The organism is Clostridium chromiireducens (genome assembly GCF_002029255.1).
Classification (GTDB): domain Bacteria; phylum Bacillota; class Clostridia; order Clostridiales; family Clostridiaceae; genus Clostridium; species Clostridium chromiireducens.
Window position 1 is genome coordinate 63,459 of the sequence record NZ_MZGT01000003.1, and the last position, 16,566, is coordinate 80,024.

Sequence of the window (16,566 nt, forward strand, 5' to 3'; positions counted from 1 at the left end):
TTTTAAAGAGGCTATTCTAAAATATACTTTTAGATAGTCCCTTTAAATACTGAAAAAATTAAAAAGAATTAGTAAATTATAAGATTTAGTGAAAGGGAGATTATCCATGAGAAATAATATAAATAAGTTAGTTGCTTTAGCAATTGGAGTAAGTGTTATTAGTGGAAGTATTGTACCAGCATTTGCGGCAGATACAGCTCAAAATACAAATGCTAATGTTAGTACAGTAGCACAAGTAAATGGAAAACCAATTCTTACATTGCAGGATGCAATAAATTCAGCTATTAGTAACAGTGATAAATTAAAGCTTGATGACAAAAAAATAACTTATCAAGATAAATTTAATGATATTAATGAAAATATTGATGATGCTACAGGAGTATCAGGTGATAAAGAGGATCTTAATAGTGATACTCGTGATACCACATTAGATCAACTTAAACAACAAAGAGATTTTGATGAAGATTCATTAATACAAAAAACTACTACTGCTTATAATAATATGGTTACAAGTCAAATGAAAATAGATAAGTCCATAAAAGGTATAGATGTAAAAACTAAGCAGCTGAATGATGCGAAATTAAAGCAAAGCTTAGGACTCACAACAGCAATTGATTTGCAAAGTACTGAGCTTCAGGTTGTAAGTCTTCAAAACTCGCTAAAAGCGAGCCAAAATGCTTTAAAAGATGCAGAATATAGTTTTAAAGTATTAACTGGTAAAGATGTAACACAATATAGTTTACAGCAAGATATTAAATATGAGTCATTTAAAATAGATGGTTCTGTAGATGAATATTTAGATAATATAATTGATACTGAGTTAAAATATAATGAAAAATTAACTAAGCTTAATAAGGATTATTTCAATGATAAAGACAATGAAGTATCTGAAGAGTATGTAAATGATGCAAAAAGAACGTCAGATGGGGCTAATAAACCTGTTTTAGATGCTACAGTTGATACTCTTGAAAAATATGAAAAGTATGTGAAAGATTATAATCAATATGAATCAGATGCAAGTGCTTATACAAATGCTTTATCAAGACGTCTATCATACTTAAATGCTAAATTAGGTGTTTATACAGCTGAAACAAATTTAAATGAGACTAAAAAACAATTAAAAGATACATTAAAAACATTATACACAAATCTTCTTGCAACAGAAGATAACATCAATTATATTAAGCAAAATATTGATCTAACAAATAAACAATTAAGTAATGCAAAACTTAAATATGATTTAGGTTTAATGACTAAATCTGATTATGATACTTTAGTAGTTAATAGTTTAGACTTAGATGTCCAATTAAGAACTGCGGTTGATGGATATAATACATTAAAATCAGAGTTACAAAAGCCTTGGTTGCTTTCTGGAGCAAGTGGTTCGTCTAATTCATAAGGTTTGAGCTCTTAATATATATGGTTAGAAGAAAAATTTCATTTGTTAATACAAGGCGTTTTGAACTAAGTTTTTTATGATTTGTAATAAAAAACCATGAATATAAGGAGGGGATTCCTATATTCATGGTTTTATTATATATAAAGGGGAGTTTTGGTTGTATAAATATCTATAAGCTATAAATCAAAAAGATTTCAAATTAAAGCTATATAATCATAATATTTAAGAGTCCTTTTCTGTCCACAATCCATGTAAGTTACAGTATTCTCGTGCAAAAAGAACTTCTTCATCCAATTTAAAGAAAGCTTCTGGCTTTTCGCCCGGTTTTAAGAATTTTCTATACACATTGTTTTCAGTGTGTACTTCTATCCATTCTATATAGTGATTATCAAGCATAGGATGTTCAACTGAACCAACCTTAACTAAAACACCACCATCAACTTTCTCGATTACAGGAATATGTTTTTCTGTTGCAGCTTCAGTTGTATTTTCTACTTTAAGCTTCATTGGTTGATTGCAACACACTAATGTACCACCAGCACCATGCACAACCTCTACAATATTACCGCAAACTTCACATTTATAAACTTGTTTTAACTCAGTCATCTTAATACCTCCTAAAATTAACTATACTTCTTTAACTATTTCTTCATAATTTTTTCTATATGCTCTTGGATAAAGAGTTTTTGTTTCGTCTAAATAACCAAGGGCAATTGTCATTACTACTGTCTTATTATCATCAAGTTCGAATTCCTTTTTAATCCCTTCAAAGTCGATCCCGCTCATAGGATGAGAGTCCACTCCAAAGGATTTGGCTGCATACATAATTGACATAGCCAATAGAGCTGCATTGCTTTCAGCAAATTTTATTTTTCTTTCATCAGATGTACCATATAAACTATACGCATAACCTTGAACGTTAGCTAACTTTTCTTCATCACCGTTGAAATTCTTAAGAAAAATATCCCATATAGGATTAGTTTTATCATAACCATTCTTATCTCCAGCAATGATTAATGTTACTGGTGCTTCAAGTACTTTTGGTTGATTACTTGATAGCCTATACAATTTTTCCTTCGCCTCTTTTGATTTAACAGCGACTATCTCCCAAGGTTGAAGATTAAAAGCTGAAGGTGCGAGTGCAGCAAGGTTTATAATATCTTTCAATAAATTATCATCCAAACTTTTTTCAGTATCAAAAAAGTTTATAGATCTTCTCTCTTCAAAAATTTCTTTTGAACTCATAATCACACATCCTTTTCACCAATGTTTTTAACATTCTATATATAATATTAACACCTACGAAATTTAGAATAACATCTCTCGGTATTTTTATTTCTCATTATAAATAAAGATCATATTCTAAAAATATATTTACCATAAATTAAAAGAAGTGAGAACTTTATCTTTAAAATTATTATATAGTAATTTAATTTATTAGTCAATAATAATTATTAACTAATAGGAAATGAAATAACTAAGTATTAAGGATGAGCAAATTATATTTACTTTTAAATGAATCTGAACTAGAAATGGGTAGCATACTTTTGGTCTTAGAATCACCAATTAAAATTCATTGGAAAGTGAATCTAACACAAACATGACTGCATGTAGAATAGCTACAAGCTTATACGAAGAGTTTATATAACTTAGAAAAGGGATAAAAAATTTTTCCCAGCAGATGAAAGATAACCTTTTTTAGACCATATTATAGCTATTTGGGTTGATAAATCTTCATTATCAATTTCTTTAAAAATTATATTTGAAGAGCCTATTAATTTTATTGAAGATTTTGGAACAATAGCTATTCCAAGTCCAGCGTTTGCCCAAAGCAAGGACGTCCTTGCATCATCGTTTTTGCAGAACACAGTCGGCTCAAAATTAGAATCTGAACATGCTTTAAGGATGAGTCTTTCAAATCTTCTATAAAATATTAGTGGCTTATTTTTTAATTCTGTAATATCAATAATTTTATTATCAGTCCAACTTAAGTCTTTTACCATTGCTGCAACCATAGGTTCTTTTGGTAATAAAATTGAGTTTATTTCAGAATTGTTGAATGGAGTTCTAACAATGGCAATTTCAATTATACCTTTAGTTAGTGATTTTAATAGTTCATATGTGTTTCCTTCATAAATTTCAAAATTTATAAATGGGTATTTGTTGTGAAATATACTTAGTCTGCTGTCTAAAAGTGATGCGCCAGATGAAGATACAGTACCGATGGATAGAGTTCCATAAGCTCCATCTTTGAAATCTGTTAATTCGTCAACTGTAGATTTTGTTAAAGATAATATCTGCTGCGCACGTTTATAAAGTATATGTCCTGCATCTGTTAGTGTAACATTGCGGCTTCCCCTTTCAAAAAGTTTTACACCTAACTCATCTTCGAGGCTTTTTAGTTGATAACTTAAAGGAGGCTGAGCGATGTGAAGTCTTTTAGCAGCACTTGTTATTTGGCCCTCTTCTGCAATTACATAAAAATATTTTAATTGTTTAATATCCATTTTTTCACCTTCTCATATATAAAATATATATGACACTCATATATATCATGTATTTTTTATATGTATTCATTTTTGATATAATAATAAAGGAAATTAGAAAAATATTCAACAATACACTAAAGAATGGAGGATAAACTTTGAATAATTTATTTAGATTCGCAAAGCCTTATAAAAAACAAGTTATACTCGGACCTATATTTAAATTGCTTGAGGCTATTTTTGAAATATCTATACCTACAATAATGATTCTCATAACAGATAAAGGTATAGGAACAGGAGATGTTAAATACATCTTTGAGGTAGGATTAATAATGCTTTTAATGGCAATTCTTGGAGTTGTGTCATCTTTTACCTGTCAATATTTTGCGTCAATTGCTTCACAGGGATTTGGTACAACTCTTAGAAATGAGATGTTTAAAAAGATAGGAACTTTCTCCTATAATGAGATTGATGATTTTGGAACACCATCTCTTATTAATCGTGTAACAAATGATGTAAATCAACTTCAACTTGGTCTTGCAATGCTTATAAGACTAGCTATAAGAGTTCCATTTCTTTGCATTGGTGGAATTGTAATGGCTATGTATCTTGATCTTAAATTATCTTTAATAATGTATTTATCAATACCGTTTTTTGCCTTTGCTATATATCTCATTATGAGTAAATCACTTCCTCTCTATAAAGTGGTTCAGAAAAAACTTGATAAATTAGCACTTATATTAAGAGAAAATCTATCTGGAGTTAGAGTTATAAGAGCATTTGCCAGAGTAGAAGGGGAAAAGGTGAGATTTAAAGAATCAAATGAAGAACTTGCAAGCACTGCAATTCACGTAGGAAAAATATCTGCACTTATGAATCCAGTTACAAGTATAATAATGAATTTTGCACTTATGGCAGTAATTTGGTTTGGTGGAATAAGAGTAAATGAAGGTGCAATGACAACAGGAAAGGTTATTGCTTATATTAACTATATAAATATGGTTTTATCAGCTCTTATAGTACTAGCTAATCTTATAGTTACCTTTACTAAAGCAGCAGCTAGTGCAGCTCGTGTAAATGAAGTACTTAATACAGAGGCAAGCATTAAGTATAGTGGAAATAGCACTTTTAGTAAAAATAATGATAAAAATATGCCAATACTTAAATTTGATAATGTATCTTTTTCTTACAAGGATTCTAAGGAAGATGCTATTACAAATATATCTTTTGAAATAAAAAGAGGACAAATGGTTGGAATAATAGGTGGTACAGGTTCAGGAAAAACTACCTTAGTTAATTTAATTCCTAGATTATATGATACAACTAAAGGAAGTATATTAATAAATGGAATTAATGTTAAAGATTTAAATAAAAAAGAACTTGATGATAACATAGGCTTAGTTCCTCAAAAGGCTGTTTTATTCTCTGGTACTGTAGCAGAAAATATAAGATGGGGATCTCAAAATGCGACTATGGATGAAGTTAAGAAAGCAGCTAAAATAGGAATGGCAGCTGATTTCGTGGAAAAAATGCCTGAGAAATATGATACATATATTTCTCAAGGAGGAGTTAATTTTTCTGGAGGCCAAAAACAAAGACTCACTATAGCAAGAGCTTTAGTGAAAAATCCAGAAATATTAATTATGGATGATAGTTTAAGTGCCCTTGATTATGCTACAGATGCAGCTCTTAGAGAAGCTCTTAAGGAAAATTCAGAAGGTACAACTGTAATGATGGTTACTCAAAGAATAAGCACTATAAAAGATGCGGATTTAATAATCGTCTTAGATGATGGAAAGCTCGCAGGAGTTGGAACACATGAAGAATTGCTTAAAGAATCAGAGGTTTATAAAGAAATATGTAGTTCTCAAATTACAAAGGAGGCTATGTAAATGAAAAAAAGTACATTTTCTAGATTAATAGGTTATGTTTCAAAATATAAAGGTTATATGTTTGCATCATTAATATTTGCACTTATAAGTAATATACTTATTGCTTTTATGCCATTAATAGTCGGAAAAGCTATTGATAAAATAATTGCTGAGGGCAAAGTTGATTTTGACGGTTTAATAAAAACAATTATAATACTTGGAATAATTTATGTAATAAGTGCCTTATTTACATGGCTATTTACCATAGTTGCCAATATTGTAGCTTATAACACAGTAAGGGATCTTAGAAATGAAGCGTTAAGTAAGATAAGTAATCTTCCTCTAAAATATTTTGATAGACATCCTCATGGAGATATTATAAGTAGACTTACAAATGATATGGATAATATTTCAGATGGATTATTTCAAGGTATAACACAATTTTATCCAGGTATAATTACAATATTAAGTTCACTTATTTTAATGGTAAGCTTAAGTTTTAAATTAACAGCTGTAATAGTAGTAATGACACCCTTTTGTTTCCTTATTGCTTCTTTTATTACAAAAAGATCTAATAAAATGTTTAAAGAGCAACAAAAGACTTTAGGAGAATTAAATGGATATATAGAAGAAATCATAGGAAATCAAAAGGTAGTAAGACTTTTTGGATATGAAACAAAAGCTGAGGAAAGCTTTGGAGAAATTAACGGAAGACTTTATAAATGTGGACAGCTTGCTCAGTTTTATTCATCACTTACAAATCCAGCAACAAGACTTGTTAATAATATTACATATATTTTAGTTGGTTTGGTTGGGGGTATACTTTCAGTTTTAAGTGGATTAAGTGTTGGTGTGATTTCGAGTTTTTTAACTTATTCAACTCAATTTTCACAACCAATAAACAATATTACAAGTGTTGCTACTCAGCTTCAAGCAGCTCTAGCATCTTGTGAAAGAATATTTTCTGTTATAGATGAAGAGCCAGAAAAAGCTGATGATAAGGACACTGAAAATATAACTGGATGTGAAGGAAATGTTAAGTTTGAAAATGTGTCTTTTTCTTACGATAAAAAAGTGAAACTTATAGAAGATTTCAGTGTGGATATAAGGCAAGGAAGTACAGTGGCTATTGTAGGGCCTACAGGTGCTGGAAAAACTACTATGGTTAACCTGCTTATGAGATTCTATGATTTAGATAAAGGTAAGATTACTATAGATGGCGGGGAAATAAATAATCTTAAGAGAGATAATCTTAGAAGTCAATTTGGTATGGTACTTCAAGATACATGGCTTTTTGAGGGGACTATAAGGGAAAACATAGCTTATGGTAAACCAAATGCTACATTAGAAGAAATTCAAAATGCAGCAAAGGCAGCATTTATTCATAGCTTTATAAAGAGACTTCCAGATGGCTATGATACGCTTATAACTGAATCTGGAGGAAACCTTTCAGAAGGTCAGAAACAACTTTTAACTATAGCAAGAGTAATGCTTATAGATCCACCAATGCTTATATTAGATGAGGCAACAAGTAGTGTAGATACAAGAACAGAATTAAAAATACAAAGTGCTTTCCTTTCAATGATGAAGGGACGTACAAGTTTTGTTATAGCCCATAGACTTTCAACTATAAGGGATGCAGATATAATACTTGTAATGAAGAATGGTAAAATTGTTGAAAGAGGAAATCATGATGAACTTGTAAATAAGGGTGGAATTTATACTGAACTCTATAATAGTCAGTTTAAGCATCAATTATAAAAATAATAGAATTTAAAATATGTGAAATGTTTTTATTAGTAAGTCAACTTATTATTTATGTAATAGTAAGTTGACTTAGGAGGCTATAAAAACTATAGGCAATAGAGAAAAGGCATTAATATTAATGCATGATACTTATGGAAAAGAAGAAACAGCAAAAGCTTTACCGGGAATAATAGAATATTTAAAAAAGCAAGGTTATGAATTTAAAATTATAAAATAATTAAAGAAATTATAATAAAAAAGATTAATAATAATAACTCCAATGAAACACAATATGTTACTTATTTAGGTAATTTATCACATGAGCCTAACTTATACGTTATCTATCTATAAAAAGAAAGTATGTATATTATTGACAAATAAAAATATGTATTTTATAATAAACAGGCAAATGAATTTAATAACATATATTTTAGTAATATTTACTTTTTAAATTTGGAAAGTGAATTTATATTATTAAATATATTATTATGGTGAACGTAGTTCAGTTGGTAGAGCGCCAGTTTGTGGCACTGGTTGTCGTGGGTTCGAGTCCCATCGTTCACCCCACATTGGGATGTCGCCAAGCGGTAAGGCAATGGATTCTGACTCCATTATTCGCAGGTTCGAATCCTGTCATCCTAGCCAATTATTTCAGGCCCTCAAATGTTAAGAATAACATTTGAGGGCCTGATTTAATAATATTTTAGAAGATTATAGGAAGCATTAATAAAGAGAAATTAAATTTGTACCAGGTATTGATGTAAACATTCTTGAAGAAACAAATCTTTCGCCAGTCCAGGTAAGCAGATTTTCAATGTAACCAAGTGTATCGCTGTTAGTGGTACCAATAATACGTTGAAAAGCAAGTAAATCAAAGGAATTAATTCTTTCATTGTTTATAATTGGAACTAATGTACTTAAGGCAAGTACTTCTCCTTGAACTGGCTTCTTTAGTTTACCATTTTCATAGTAATATTGAGAAACATAATCATACCCTTTGTAGCTGACATCTAATATATATAGTTTATCCAGCATAACATTTCCGACATGAACTCTGTAGTCATTAGAATAAGCTACTTTATAGTTATATATATTATTATATCTCTCAGAGTTGAAGATTTCTTTTAGGTTATTATTCCTAAACGAATAAATATAGAAGTATCCATAGCCACCACTTCCACCTGAATCAATACTTAATTTAATATCGTCTACCTTATCTTTTGTAAAATCTCCAAGAAATAGGCTTGCATTGTATCCTGAATTGACTGTAGGAACAATAGTCTCTATTTGTTTAGTAAGACCATCTTCAATTATAATAGTGATATTATCAGCAAAGAGTTCTGAGGAGCCTTTTTGTTTATTGCCGTATAGGAATACCTTATCAGATATACCATCACCAGTTACATCCCCAATTTTCATGTCTAGTAAATATAAGCTTTCACGGAAAGAATTTGATTCAGAACGCTCTTGAGAGGCAGTAATATCGTAGTCTTGAAAAGTCCCCCAATTCTCTATTTTATTGTAGCGTGAATCTGTAGATGAAAAGTAAACAATTATTTGAGCATCCTTTAATTCAGGATGTGCATTAAAAAAGTCCCTATCTCCATACCGTATAGATTCTAGAGCTAATGGAAGTTCTCGTCTAAAAATATAATCTCGTATAGCTGCTACTTCTGAGCCAAATTGTCCATCTACATATAGATACACATAAAAAATGTATTTATCCTTTGGCTTAACCCATTCGCCTAGTACTTCATCTCTCATGGCAGTAATTTTATCATTAGCATATCTTAATCCAATTGTTAAAAAAAGTTCTGCAGTCATATCATTGTGAGTTAATGTGTAGCGTCTTGGTATAATAGGTTCTGTAGAAGTAACCCCTTTTCTATATTCAACTGAAAGTTTTTCTGGATTTAGTTTGCTCATTTAATTCCTTCTCATAAAACATTATTAATACGGTATTATATGATAGCAGAGATTATTATGCTAGCAATAAACTTTGTACAAAAGTGAAATTAACATATTAAATATATAAGATAAATAATTGTTTATTTTATATGTGAAATTGATATAATAAAAGGAAATAGTAACCAAGTTTATTGGAGGGTATACCATGAGATTTAAACCTGAATTAATTAAAGGAATGGCTAAGACAGCTCATCCATATGGATGTAGAAAAGAAGTACTAAATCAAATAGAATATTGTAAAAAGGCTAAACAATTTAATGGGCCTAAAAAAGCATTGATTATTGGAGCATCATCAGGATTTGGACTCGCAACAAGAATTTCATTAGCTTTTGGTGGAGCAAAGGCAGATACAATAGGAGTTTCATTTGAAACTGGTTTTACAGATAGAAGAACAGGCACCGCTGGATGGTATAATAACATATTTTTTAAGGAATTTGCAGAAAAGGAAGGTCTTATTGCAAAGAATTTTATTGGAGATGCATTTTCTTATGAAGTTAAAGCAAATGTTATAGATTATATAAAGAAAGAGTTTGGAAAAATTGATTTGCTTATTTATAGTTTGGCGGCTCCAAGAAGAAAAGATCCGAAGACAGGAAAAATATATGACTCAACATTAAAAACTACTTCAGAGGCATTTTCAGGGCCAACAATTGATATAGAAAAAGATGAGTTAATTACGACAAAAATTAATTTAGCAACGGAAGAAGAAATTGAAGCGACGAAGAAGGTTATGGGAGGGGAAGATTGGAAGGATTGGTGCGAATTACTCCTTCAAAATGACTGTCTTTCAGATAAAGCTATAACAATTGCTTATTCATATATTGGGTCACCAAGAACATACAAAATCTATAAGGAAGGAACTATAGGTGGGGCTAAACGTCACCTTGAAAATTCTGCTTTAGAAATAGATAAGGAATGGAAAAATAAGATTAATGGGAAAGCTTTTGTTTCAGTGAATAAAGCACTGGTTACAAAGGCAAGTGCATTTATACCAAGCTTTTCTCTTTACGCAGCAATACTATATAAGGTAATGAAAGAAAAAGGTTTGCACGAAAATTGTATAATGCAGACTCAAAGAATGTTTAATGAAAAAGTATACTCAATAAATCCAGCTGAATTTGATGAAGCAGGAAGACTTAGAATGGATGATTGGGAGCTTAGGGAAGATATACAAAGTGAAGTGAATGATTTGTGGGAGAAAATTACTCCAGATAATTTTAAAACATTATCCGATTACGAAGGATATAAAGAAGAATTTATGCAGTTAAATGGTTTTGAGATAAATGGAGTAAATTATGAGGAAGATATAGATATTGAAATCTTAAAGAACTTGGAGCCTTAAAAAGCTTTTTTGAATTTATATAGAATTTTTAGTAAACTAAAGTTAAAAATATGACTTATGAGAGAGGTTATTATATGGGGAAAGAGCCATTACTAGCAAACTATTTAGAAAAATTCAAAGTTATATTGGATAATATGTTTAATGCAATAATAGCTGTAGACAATAGTAACAACATATTTTTTATTAATGAGGCTGCCAGCATTCTTTTTGATATAGATTGTGAAAACAGCTTGGGAGAAGATATTAATAAATTAATACTAAATTCAGAAATAGCATACTTTTTATCAACTAAAAGAGAAGAAATCAAGAGAACAATAGTAGTTGGTGAGTTGAATTTGATATTGAGTATTATACCGTTATGTGAATCAAGTGATTTAAAAGGATCAATCTTAATTTTTAGTAATGTTACAAATTATAATCAACTTCTTCATAAACTTGATGAAGAGAGAAATAGTACTGAAATATTAAATACAGTAATAGAGACTGCCTATGATGGAATGGTTATTATTGATAAGGCGGGTATAATAACTATGATGAGTAATGCATATACAGATTTTTTAGGAATAAAAAGAGAAGATGCAATAGGCAAGCATGTTAGTGAAGTTATAGAGAATACAAGAATGCCAATAGTGCTTGAAACAGGTAAAGAAGAAGTAGCCCAGCTTCATAGGATTAAAGGAAATTATATGATAGCATCGAGAATACCAATAATAAAGAATGGAGAAATTATTGGGGTAGTGGGAAAAGTTCTATTTAGAAATGTAAAAGAATTAAACAGTCTTTACAAAAAGATTAGCGTAATAGAAAAGGAATTGGCTAATTATAAATCAAAGCTTAAGGAATTAAATACAGCTAGCTATTCTCTTGAAAATATAATAGGAGAAAGTGATACTATTCTTTTAGCTAAGGCAATAGTGCAAAAGGCAGCACATACCAGTTCAAATGTACTTATTTTAGGGGAAAGCGGTACTGGAAAGGAAATTTTTGCCCATGCTATTCATTCAGAAAGCAACCGCCATGAAGGACCATTTGTTAAAGTTAATTGTGCGGCCATTCCAAGTGATTTGCTTGAATCAGAGTTGTTTGGTTATGAGGCGGGAGCTTTTACTGGAGCAAAAAAAGAAGGAAAAATAGGAAAATTTGAAATTGCAAATGAAGGAACAATATTTCTAGATGAAATTGGAGATATGCCTCTTCATATGCAGGTAAAGCTTTTAAGAGTTATTCAAGAAAGAGAAGTTGAAAAGGTTGGTGGCGTTGCAACTAAGAAGATTAATATAAGAATAATTGCTGCGACAAACAGAAATCTTGAAAGATTAGTTTCAGAGGGGAAGTTCCGTGAGGATTTGTACTATAGGCTTAATGTTGTAACAATCGAAATTCCGCCTTTAAGAGAACGTGGAAATGATATTATACTAATTTCAAATCATCTTATTAAAAAGCTCTCAGTGGACTTAGATAAAAGAGTTAAAGGAATCTCAAAAGAAGCTGAACAATATCTTAAAACCTATGAATGGAAAGGTAACGTAAGAGAGTTAGAGAATATTTTAGAGCGCGCAATTAATATTATGGGGGATAGTGAAGTAATTAATGTAGATGATTTACCGAAAGAAATTACAGGTAAAAAAGCGTCGATAATTCCTAAGAGACTTCACGACATTATTGAGGAAAGCGAGAAAAATGCTATTATTCTTGCTCTTAGAGCTTCAAATGGGAATAAAACAAAAGCTGCAAAAATTTTAGATATAGGTCGTACCAGTTTATATGAGAAAATAGAAAAGTATAAAATACAAGTATAGTTGTTCGCTAATGCGAACAACTACTTTTTTTATGGAAAATAATTGTACGGAAACACGCACAATATGTAAATGTTTACTTAAAATTATGTACGGAAAAACGTACATAATTTTCGAGTATTATATGTTTTATCTTTAATTCTAGACGGATAAAGCCCTATTTTACGTTAAATTCTCCTTTAAAACTTTGGCATGGATGTTGCTTATATAAATAAGTATAAACGAACTTATCAATAAATATTAAACTCTTGCTTTATGGAGTATGTGAAAAGGAGGATAAGATATGAGCAAGATAATGTCAGTTGAACATGCAATCTCATTAATAAAAAGTGGAGACACAGTAGCATTTGGAGGATTCATAGGCGCTGGACATGCTGAGGGGATTTCTAAGAAGCTTAAAGAAATTTACCTAGAGCAGGGCAGCCCTAACAAATTAACGCTTGTTTATGCAGCAGGGCAAGGAGATGGTAAGGAAAAAGGATTAAATCATTTAGGGCAGGAAGGTCTTCTTTCAAAGGTAATTGGAGGACATTGGGGGTTAGCACCTAAGGTTCAAAAGCTTGCCATTGAAAATAAGATAAAAGCTTATAATCTTCCACAAGGAGTAATATCTAGTCTGTATAGAGATATTGCGGCTGGAAAGCCAGGGACAATAACTCATGTTGGCTTAAAAACTTTTGTGGATCCGAGAGTTGAAGGTGGAAAATTAAATGAATATACTATTGAAGATATTGTAAAGGTAATCGAAATAGATGATAAAGAGTATCTATACTACAAGGCTTTTCCGATAAATATAGCTATACTAAGGGCTACTTACGCAGACGAGGATGGAAATGCAAGCCTTCAGAAAGAGGCTGCAACCCTTGATGGTTTAGCAATGGCCCAAGCAGCTAAAAATTCAGGAGGAAAAGTTATCATTCAGGTTGAAAAGATAGTATCAAAAGGAACTTTAGATCCAAAACTCGTAAAAATTCCTGGAATACTTGTAGATGCAATAGTTGTAGCAAATGCTGAAGATCATATGCAGACATTCTCTGAAGCATTTAATCCGGCTTTTTGTGGAGAGATAAAAATGCCATCAAATACTATCAAATGCCTGCCAATGGATGAAAGAAAAATAATTGCAAGGCGCTGTGCAATGGAACTTATACCAAATGCAGTTACGAATTTAGGAATAGGCATGCCAGAGGGAATTTCAATTGTCGCCAATGAAGAAGGTATAGGTGATACAATGAAATTAACTATCGAATCTGGCCCGATTGGTGGAATTCCAGCAGGAGGTTTAAGTTTCGGGGCAGCTATAAATCCAGATAGTATAATAGATCAATCATCTCAATTTGATTTTTATGATGGTGGAGGATTAGATGTAGCGTTTTTGGGACTAGCTCAATGTGATGAAGAAGGTAACATAAACGTAAGTAAGTTTGGTCCTAAGATAGCAGGTTGTGGAGGATTTATAAATATTACTCAAAATGCAAAGAAGGTTATATTCTGTGGAACTTTTACAGCGGGAGGACTTAAGATCAGTGTTAATGATGGCAAGTTAATAATTCAAAATGAAGGTAAATCAAAAAAATTCATAAAGGATGTTGAACAGATAACATTTAGCGGAGATTATGCTAGGGATGTTGGACAACAAGTATTATATGTAACTGAAAGGGCAGTATTTAGATTATCAAGTAATGGAGTGACTTTGGAAGAAATAGCTCCAGGTATAGATATACAAAAGGATATTCTCGATCAAATGGATTTCAATCCAATAATCTCAAAAGACTTAAAGATAATGGATGAAAGAATTTTTGAAGATAAAATTATGGGATTAAAATAACGGACAAACTTAGATAAATGAAAAGACTGATAGAGTAGTAGAAAAGAAAAATAATAAAATAACGGAGGTTTTGTATATGGCAGTTATAGGTATTTTATTAAGTTTAGCATTATTAATGTTCATGGCCTATAGGGGGTTCTCAGTTATTGTTTTCGCACCTATATTTGCAATAGCAGCGGCTGTATTTTCTGGAATGGCAGTAATGCCAACTTATACAGAAATATTTCTACCTAATTTGGGTAACTATGTAAAAGTTTACTTTCCATTCTTCTTATTAGGTGCTGTATTTGGTAAGGTCATGGAACAATCTGGTGCAGCAAAATCTATTGCGAAATTTATAGTAGAGAAGTTAGGCAAAAAGCGTGCTATGTTATCTGTAATCTTAGCAGCAGCTATATTAACATATGGTGGAGTAAGCCTTTTCGTTGTAGCATTTGCTGTTTATCCATTTGCAGCTTCAATATTTAAAGAAGCAGATATACCAAAAAGACTTGTTCCTGCAACTATTGCTGTTGGTGCTTTTACATTCACAATGGATGCACTTCCTGGAACACCTCAAATTCAAAACTCTATACCAATGAAGTTTTTTAACACAGATCTTTATGCAGCTCCAGTATTTGGAACATTGGGTGCGATTATCGTTTTAGTTTGTGGAGTATCTTACTTAGAATGGCGTAAACGTAAAGCTCAAGCAAATGGAGAAGGTTACGGAGAAAATCATAAGCAAGAACCTGTCATGGTTGAAGACGGTAATTTACCAAATCCATTTATATCAGCATTACCACTAATATCTGTACTAGGAATAACTTTAATTTTACAAAAAGTTGTATTTCCAAAATGGGATATAGTATCTTGGGTAACTAAGGAACCTTACAAAATTCCAGAAGCAGGAGTTATCGGTTCTATGAATAACTGGGCACTTATGATTGCACTTGTATGCGGTATTATTCTTGCAGTTGCTATTAATCCAAAGCGTATGAAAGGTAACTTAGCTACATCTATTAATGCAGGTGCAGTTGGATCATTATTAGCAGTTATGAATACAGCATCAGAAGTAGGTTTTGGTAATGTTATAAAGACTTTACCAGGATTTCAATCTATAGCTCATGCTTTAACAAATATTAATCCAAATGGAAGCCCATTACTTTCAGAAGCAGTTACAGTTAATACTCTTGCTGGAGTTACAGGTTCTGCATCAGGGGGAATGAGTATAGCTCTTGATACCTTTGGTAAACAATATTTAACTTGGGCAAATAGTGTAGGAATAGATCCTCAATTACTTCACCGTGTAGCTGCAATGGCTTCAGGTGGAATGGACACATTACCTCATAATGGTGCAGTTATTACATTACTAGGAATTGCAGGCCTAACTCATAAACAATCATATAAAGATATATTTGCAATCACTTGTATAAAGACAGGGACAGTATTTGTATTAATTGCATTACAAAGCATATTTCACTTTGTTTAATTTGAATTGCAAAAGAAGATAAGGATTATGTATAGCTTAAAAAGGAGGAATTGCAAATGAAAGGATTGACTATAAAAGAATTAAATATTGGGGATAAAGCTTCTTTTCAAAAAACTATTACAGAAACCGATGTATACTTATATGCCGGTATAACAGGAGATTTGAATCCAGCACACATAAATCAAGTTGAAGCTGAGGCAACAATGTTTCAAGGTAGAATAGCTCACGGAATGCTAACAGCTGGTTTAGTGTCTGCAGTGCTAGGTATGCAGTTGCCTGGCCCAGGTTCAATTTATCTTGGACAAGAACTGAAATTCTTAGCCCCAGTAAAAATAGGAGATACAATTAAAGCTGAGGTTGAAATAATAGAGAAGATTGAAGAAAAGAATAGAATAAAATTAAATACTATATGTACTAATCAAAATGGAGTTGAGGTGCTTAAAGGAATTGCTACTATAATGCCTCCAAAATAAAGACAAGCTATTATTGTAACAAAATGGAAATGCTGGCTGGCTTGGTGGCAAGTATATAATAAAAATTACAAAAAATTTTTAATAAATAAATTTTAATAGATGCATTAAGGTAATTCTTAGCGCATCTATTATTTTTTGTAGAATAATTATTAACAAAAAATTAATTACTTCTAACCAATTATTGAA

General features: G+C 31.2%; 11 protein-coding genes, 2 tRNA genes and 2 pseudogenes. 11 read left to right on the forward strand and 4 right to left on the reverse strand.

Going from position 1 to position 16,566, the window contains the following annotated elements:
* Positions 1-106: 106 nt before the first annotated feature.
* A complete protein-coding gene (locus tag CLCHR_RS01415; protein WP_079437876.1) occupies positions 107-1,399 on the forward strand; it encodes a TolC family protein in 1,293 nt (430 codons plus the stop codon).
* A 222-nt stretch (positions 1,400-1,621) separates the two neighbouring features.
* Here CLCHR_RS01415 and CLCHR_RS01420 read toward each other — a convergent pair whose 3' ends face one another.
* The 3 genes from CLCHR_RS01420 to CLCHR_RS01430 form a co-directional block, all read right to left on the reverse strand.
* Positions 1,622-2,005, reverse strand: coding sequence for a desulfoferrodoxin (locus CLCHR_RS01420; RefSeq protein ID WP_079437877.1), 384 nt, complete (start codon positions 2,003-2,005; stop codon positions 1,622-1,624).
* A gap of 21 nt (positions 2,006-2,026) precedes the next feature.
* Positions 2,027-2,644: a nitroreductase family protein gene (locus CLCHR_RS01425; RefSeq protein ID WP_079437878.1), complete on the reverse strand. Its 618-nt coding sequence runs from the start codon at positions 2,642-2,644 to the stop codon at positions 2,027-2,029.
* Between the two features lie 404 nt (positions 2,645-3,048).
* Complete coding sequence (locus CLCHR_RS01430) at positions 3,049-3,906, reverse strand: LysR family transcriptional regulator (RefSeq protein ID WP_079437879.1); 858 nt, start codon at positions 3,904-3,906, stop codon at positions 3,049-3,051.
* 137 nt (positions 3,907-4,043) lie between these two features.
* Between CLCHR_RS01430 and CLCHR_RS01435 the strand changes: the two genes are divergently transcribed.
* From CLCHR_RS01435 to CLCHR_RS01450, 5 genes and pseudogenes are all read left to right on the forward strand, one after another.
* Positions 4,044-5,777 carry an ABC transporter ATP-binding protein gene (locus CLCHR_RS01435; protein ID WP_079437880.1) on the forward strand — a complete coding sequence of 578 codons (1,734 nt, stop codon included), beginning with the start codon at positions 4,044-4,046 and terminating at the stop codon, positions 5,775-5,777.
* Positions 5,778-7,517 (forward strand): ABC transporter ATP-binding protein, encoded by a 1,740-nt coding sequence (locus tag CLCHR_RS01440; protein WP_079437881.1) that lies wholly within the window; start codon positions 5,778-5,780, stop codon positions 7,515-7,517.
* A 79-nt stretch (positions 7,518-7,596) separates the two neighbouring features.
* Positions 7,597-7,740, forward strand: a pseudogene (locus tag CLCHR_RS24345) (polysaccharide deacetylase family protein); the annotation flags it as partial.
* Positions 7,741-7,993: 253 nt separating this feature from the next.
* Positions 7,994-8,069: transfer RNA gene (locus tag CLCHR_RS01445), tRNA-His, on the forward strand.
* Positions 8,070-8,072: 3 nt separating this feature from the next.
* A tRNA-Gln gene (locus tag CLCHR_RS01450) sits at positions 8,073-8,147 on the forward strand.
* A gap of 834 nt (positions 8,148-8,981) precedes the next feature.
* On the opposite strand, the pseudogene CLCHR_RS25115 reads toward CLCHR_RS01450, so the two are convergent.
* Positions 8,982-9,428: pseudogene (locus CLCHR_RS25115) on the reverse strand (staygreen family protein); the annotation flags it as partial.
* A gap of 187 nt (positions 9,429-9,615) precedes the next feature.
* Between CLCHR_RS25115 and fabV the strand changes: the two are divergent.
* From fabV to CLCHR_RS01480, 5 genes are all read left to right on the forward strand, one after another.
* Entirely contained in the window at positions 9,616-10,812 is a 1,197-nt protein-coding gene (gene fabV / locus CLCHR_RS01460; protein WP_079437883.1) for an enoyl-ACP reductase FabV, read from the forward strand.
* Positions 10,813-10,886: 74 nt separating this feature from the next.
* The gene (locus CLCHR_RS01465) at positions 10,887-12,611 is read left to right on the forward strand and encodes a sigma 54-interacting transcriptional regulator (RefSeq protein WP_079437884.1); all 1,725 of its coding nucleotides are present in this window, start codon (positions 10,887-10,889) and stop codon (positions 12,609-12,611) included.
* A gap of 280 nt (positions 12,612-12,891) precedes the next feature.
* Entirely contained in the window at positions 12,892-14,436 is a 1,545-nt protein-coding gene (locus tag CLCHR_RS01470; RefSeq protein ID WP_079437885.1) for an acyl CoA:acetate/3-ketoacid CoA transferase, read from the forward strand.
* A 76-nt stretch (positions 14,437-14,512) separates the two neighbouring features.
* Positions 14,513-15,907, forward strand: coding sequence for a GntP family permease (locus CLCHR_RS01475; RefSeq protein ID WP_079437886.1), 1,395 nt, complete (start codon positions 14,513-14,515; stop codon positions 15,905-15,907).
* 56 nt (positions 15,908-15,963) lie between these two features.
* Positions 15,964-16,380, forward strand: coding sequence for a MaoC family dehydratase (locus CLCHR_RS01480; RefSeq protein ID WP_079437887.1), 417 nt, complete (start codon positions 15,964-15,966; stop codon positions 16,378-16,380).
* Positions 16,381-16,566 lie beyond the last annotated feature (186 nt).

Coding starts and splice junctions, on each gene's coding strand:
- CLCHR_RS01415 (WP_079437876.1), top strand. CDS start 107: ATGAGAAATAATATAAATAAGTTAGTTGCTTTAGCAATTGGAGTAAGT.
- CLCHR_RS01420 (WP_079437877.1), bottom strand. CDS start 2,005: ATGACTGAGTTAAAACAAGTTTATAAATGTGAAGTTTGCGGTAATATT.
- CLCHR_RS01425 (WP_079437878.1), bottom strand. CDS start 2,644: ATGAGTTCAAAAGAAATTTTTGAAGAGAGAAGATCTATAAACTTTTTT.
- CLCHR_RS01430 (WP_079437879.1), bottom strand. CDS start 3,906: ATGGATATTAAACAATTAAAATATTTTTATGTAATTGCAGAAGAGGGC.
- CLCHR_RS01440 (WP_079437881.1), top strand. CDS start 5,778: ATGAAAAAAAGTACATTTTCTAGATTAATAGGTTATGTTTCAAAATAT.
- fabV (WP_079437883.1), top strand. CDS start 9,616: ATGAGATTTAAACCTGAATTAATTAAAGGAATGGCTAAGACAGCTCAT.
- CLCHR_RS01465 (WP_079437884.1), top strand. CDS start 10,887: ATGGGGAAAGAGCCATTACTAGCAAACTATTTAGAAAAATTCAAAGTT.
- CLCHR_RS01470 (WP_079437885.1), top strand. CDS start 12,892: ATGAGCAAGATAATGTCAGTTGAACATGCAATCTCATTAATAAAAAGT.
- CLCHR_RS01475 (WP_079437886.1), top strand. CDS start 14,513: ATGGCAGTTATAGGTATTTTATTAAGTTTAGCATTATTAATGTTCATG.
- CLCHR_RS01480 (WP_079437887.1), top strand. CDS start 15,964: ATGAAAGGATTGACTATAAAAGAATTAAATATTGGGGATAAAGCTTCT.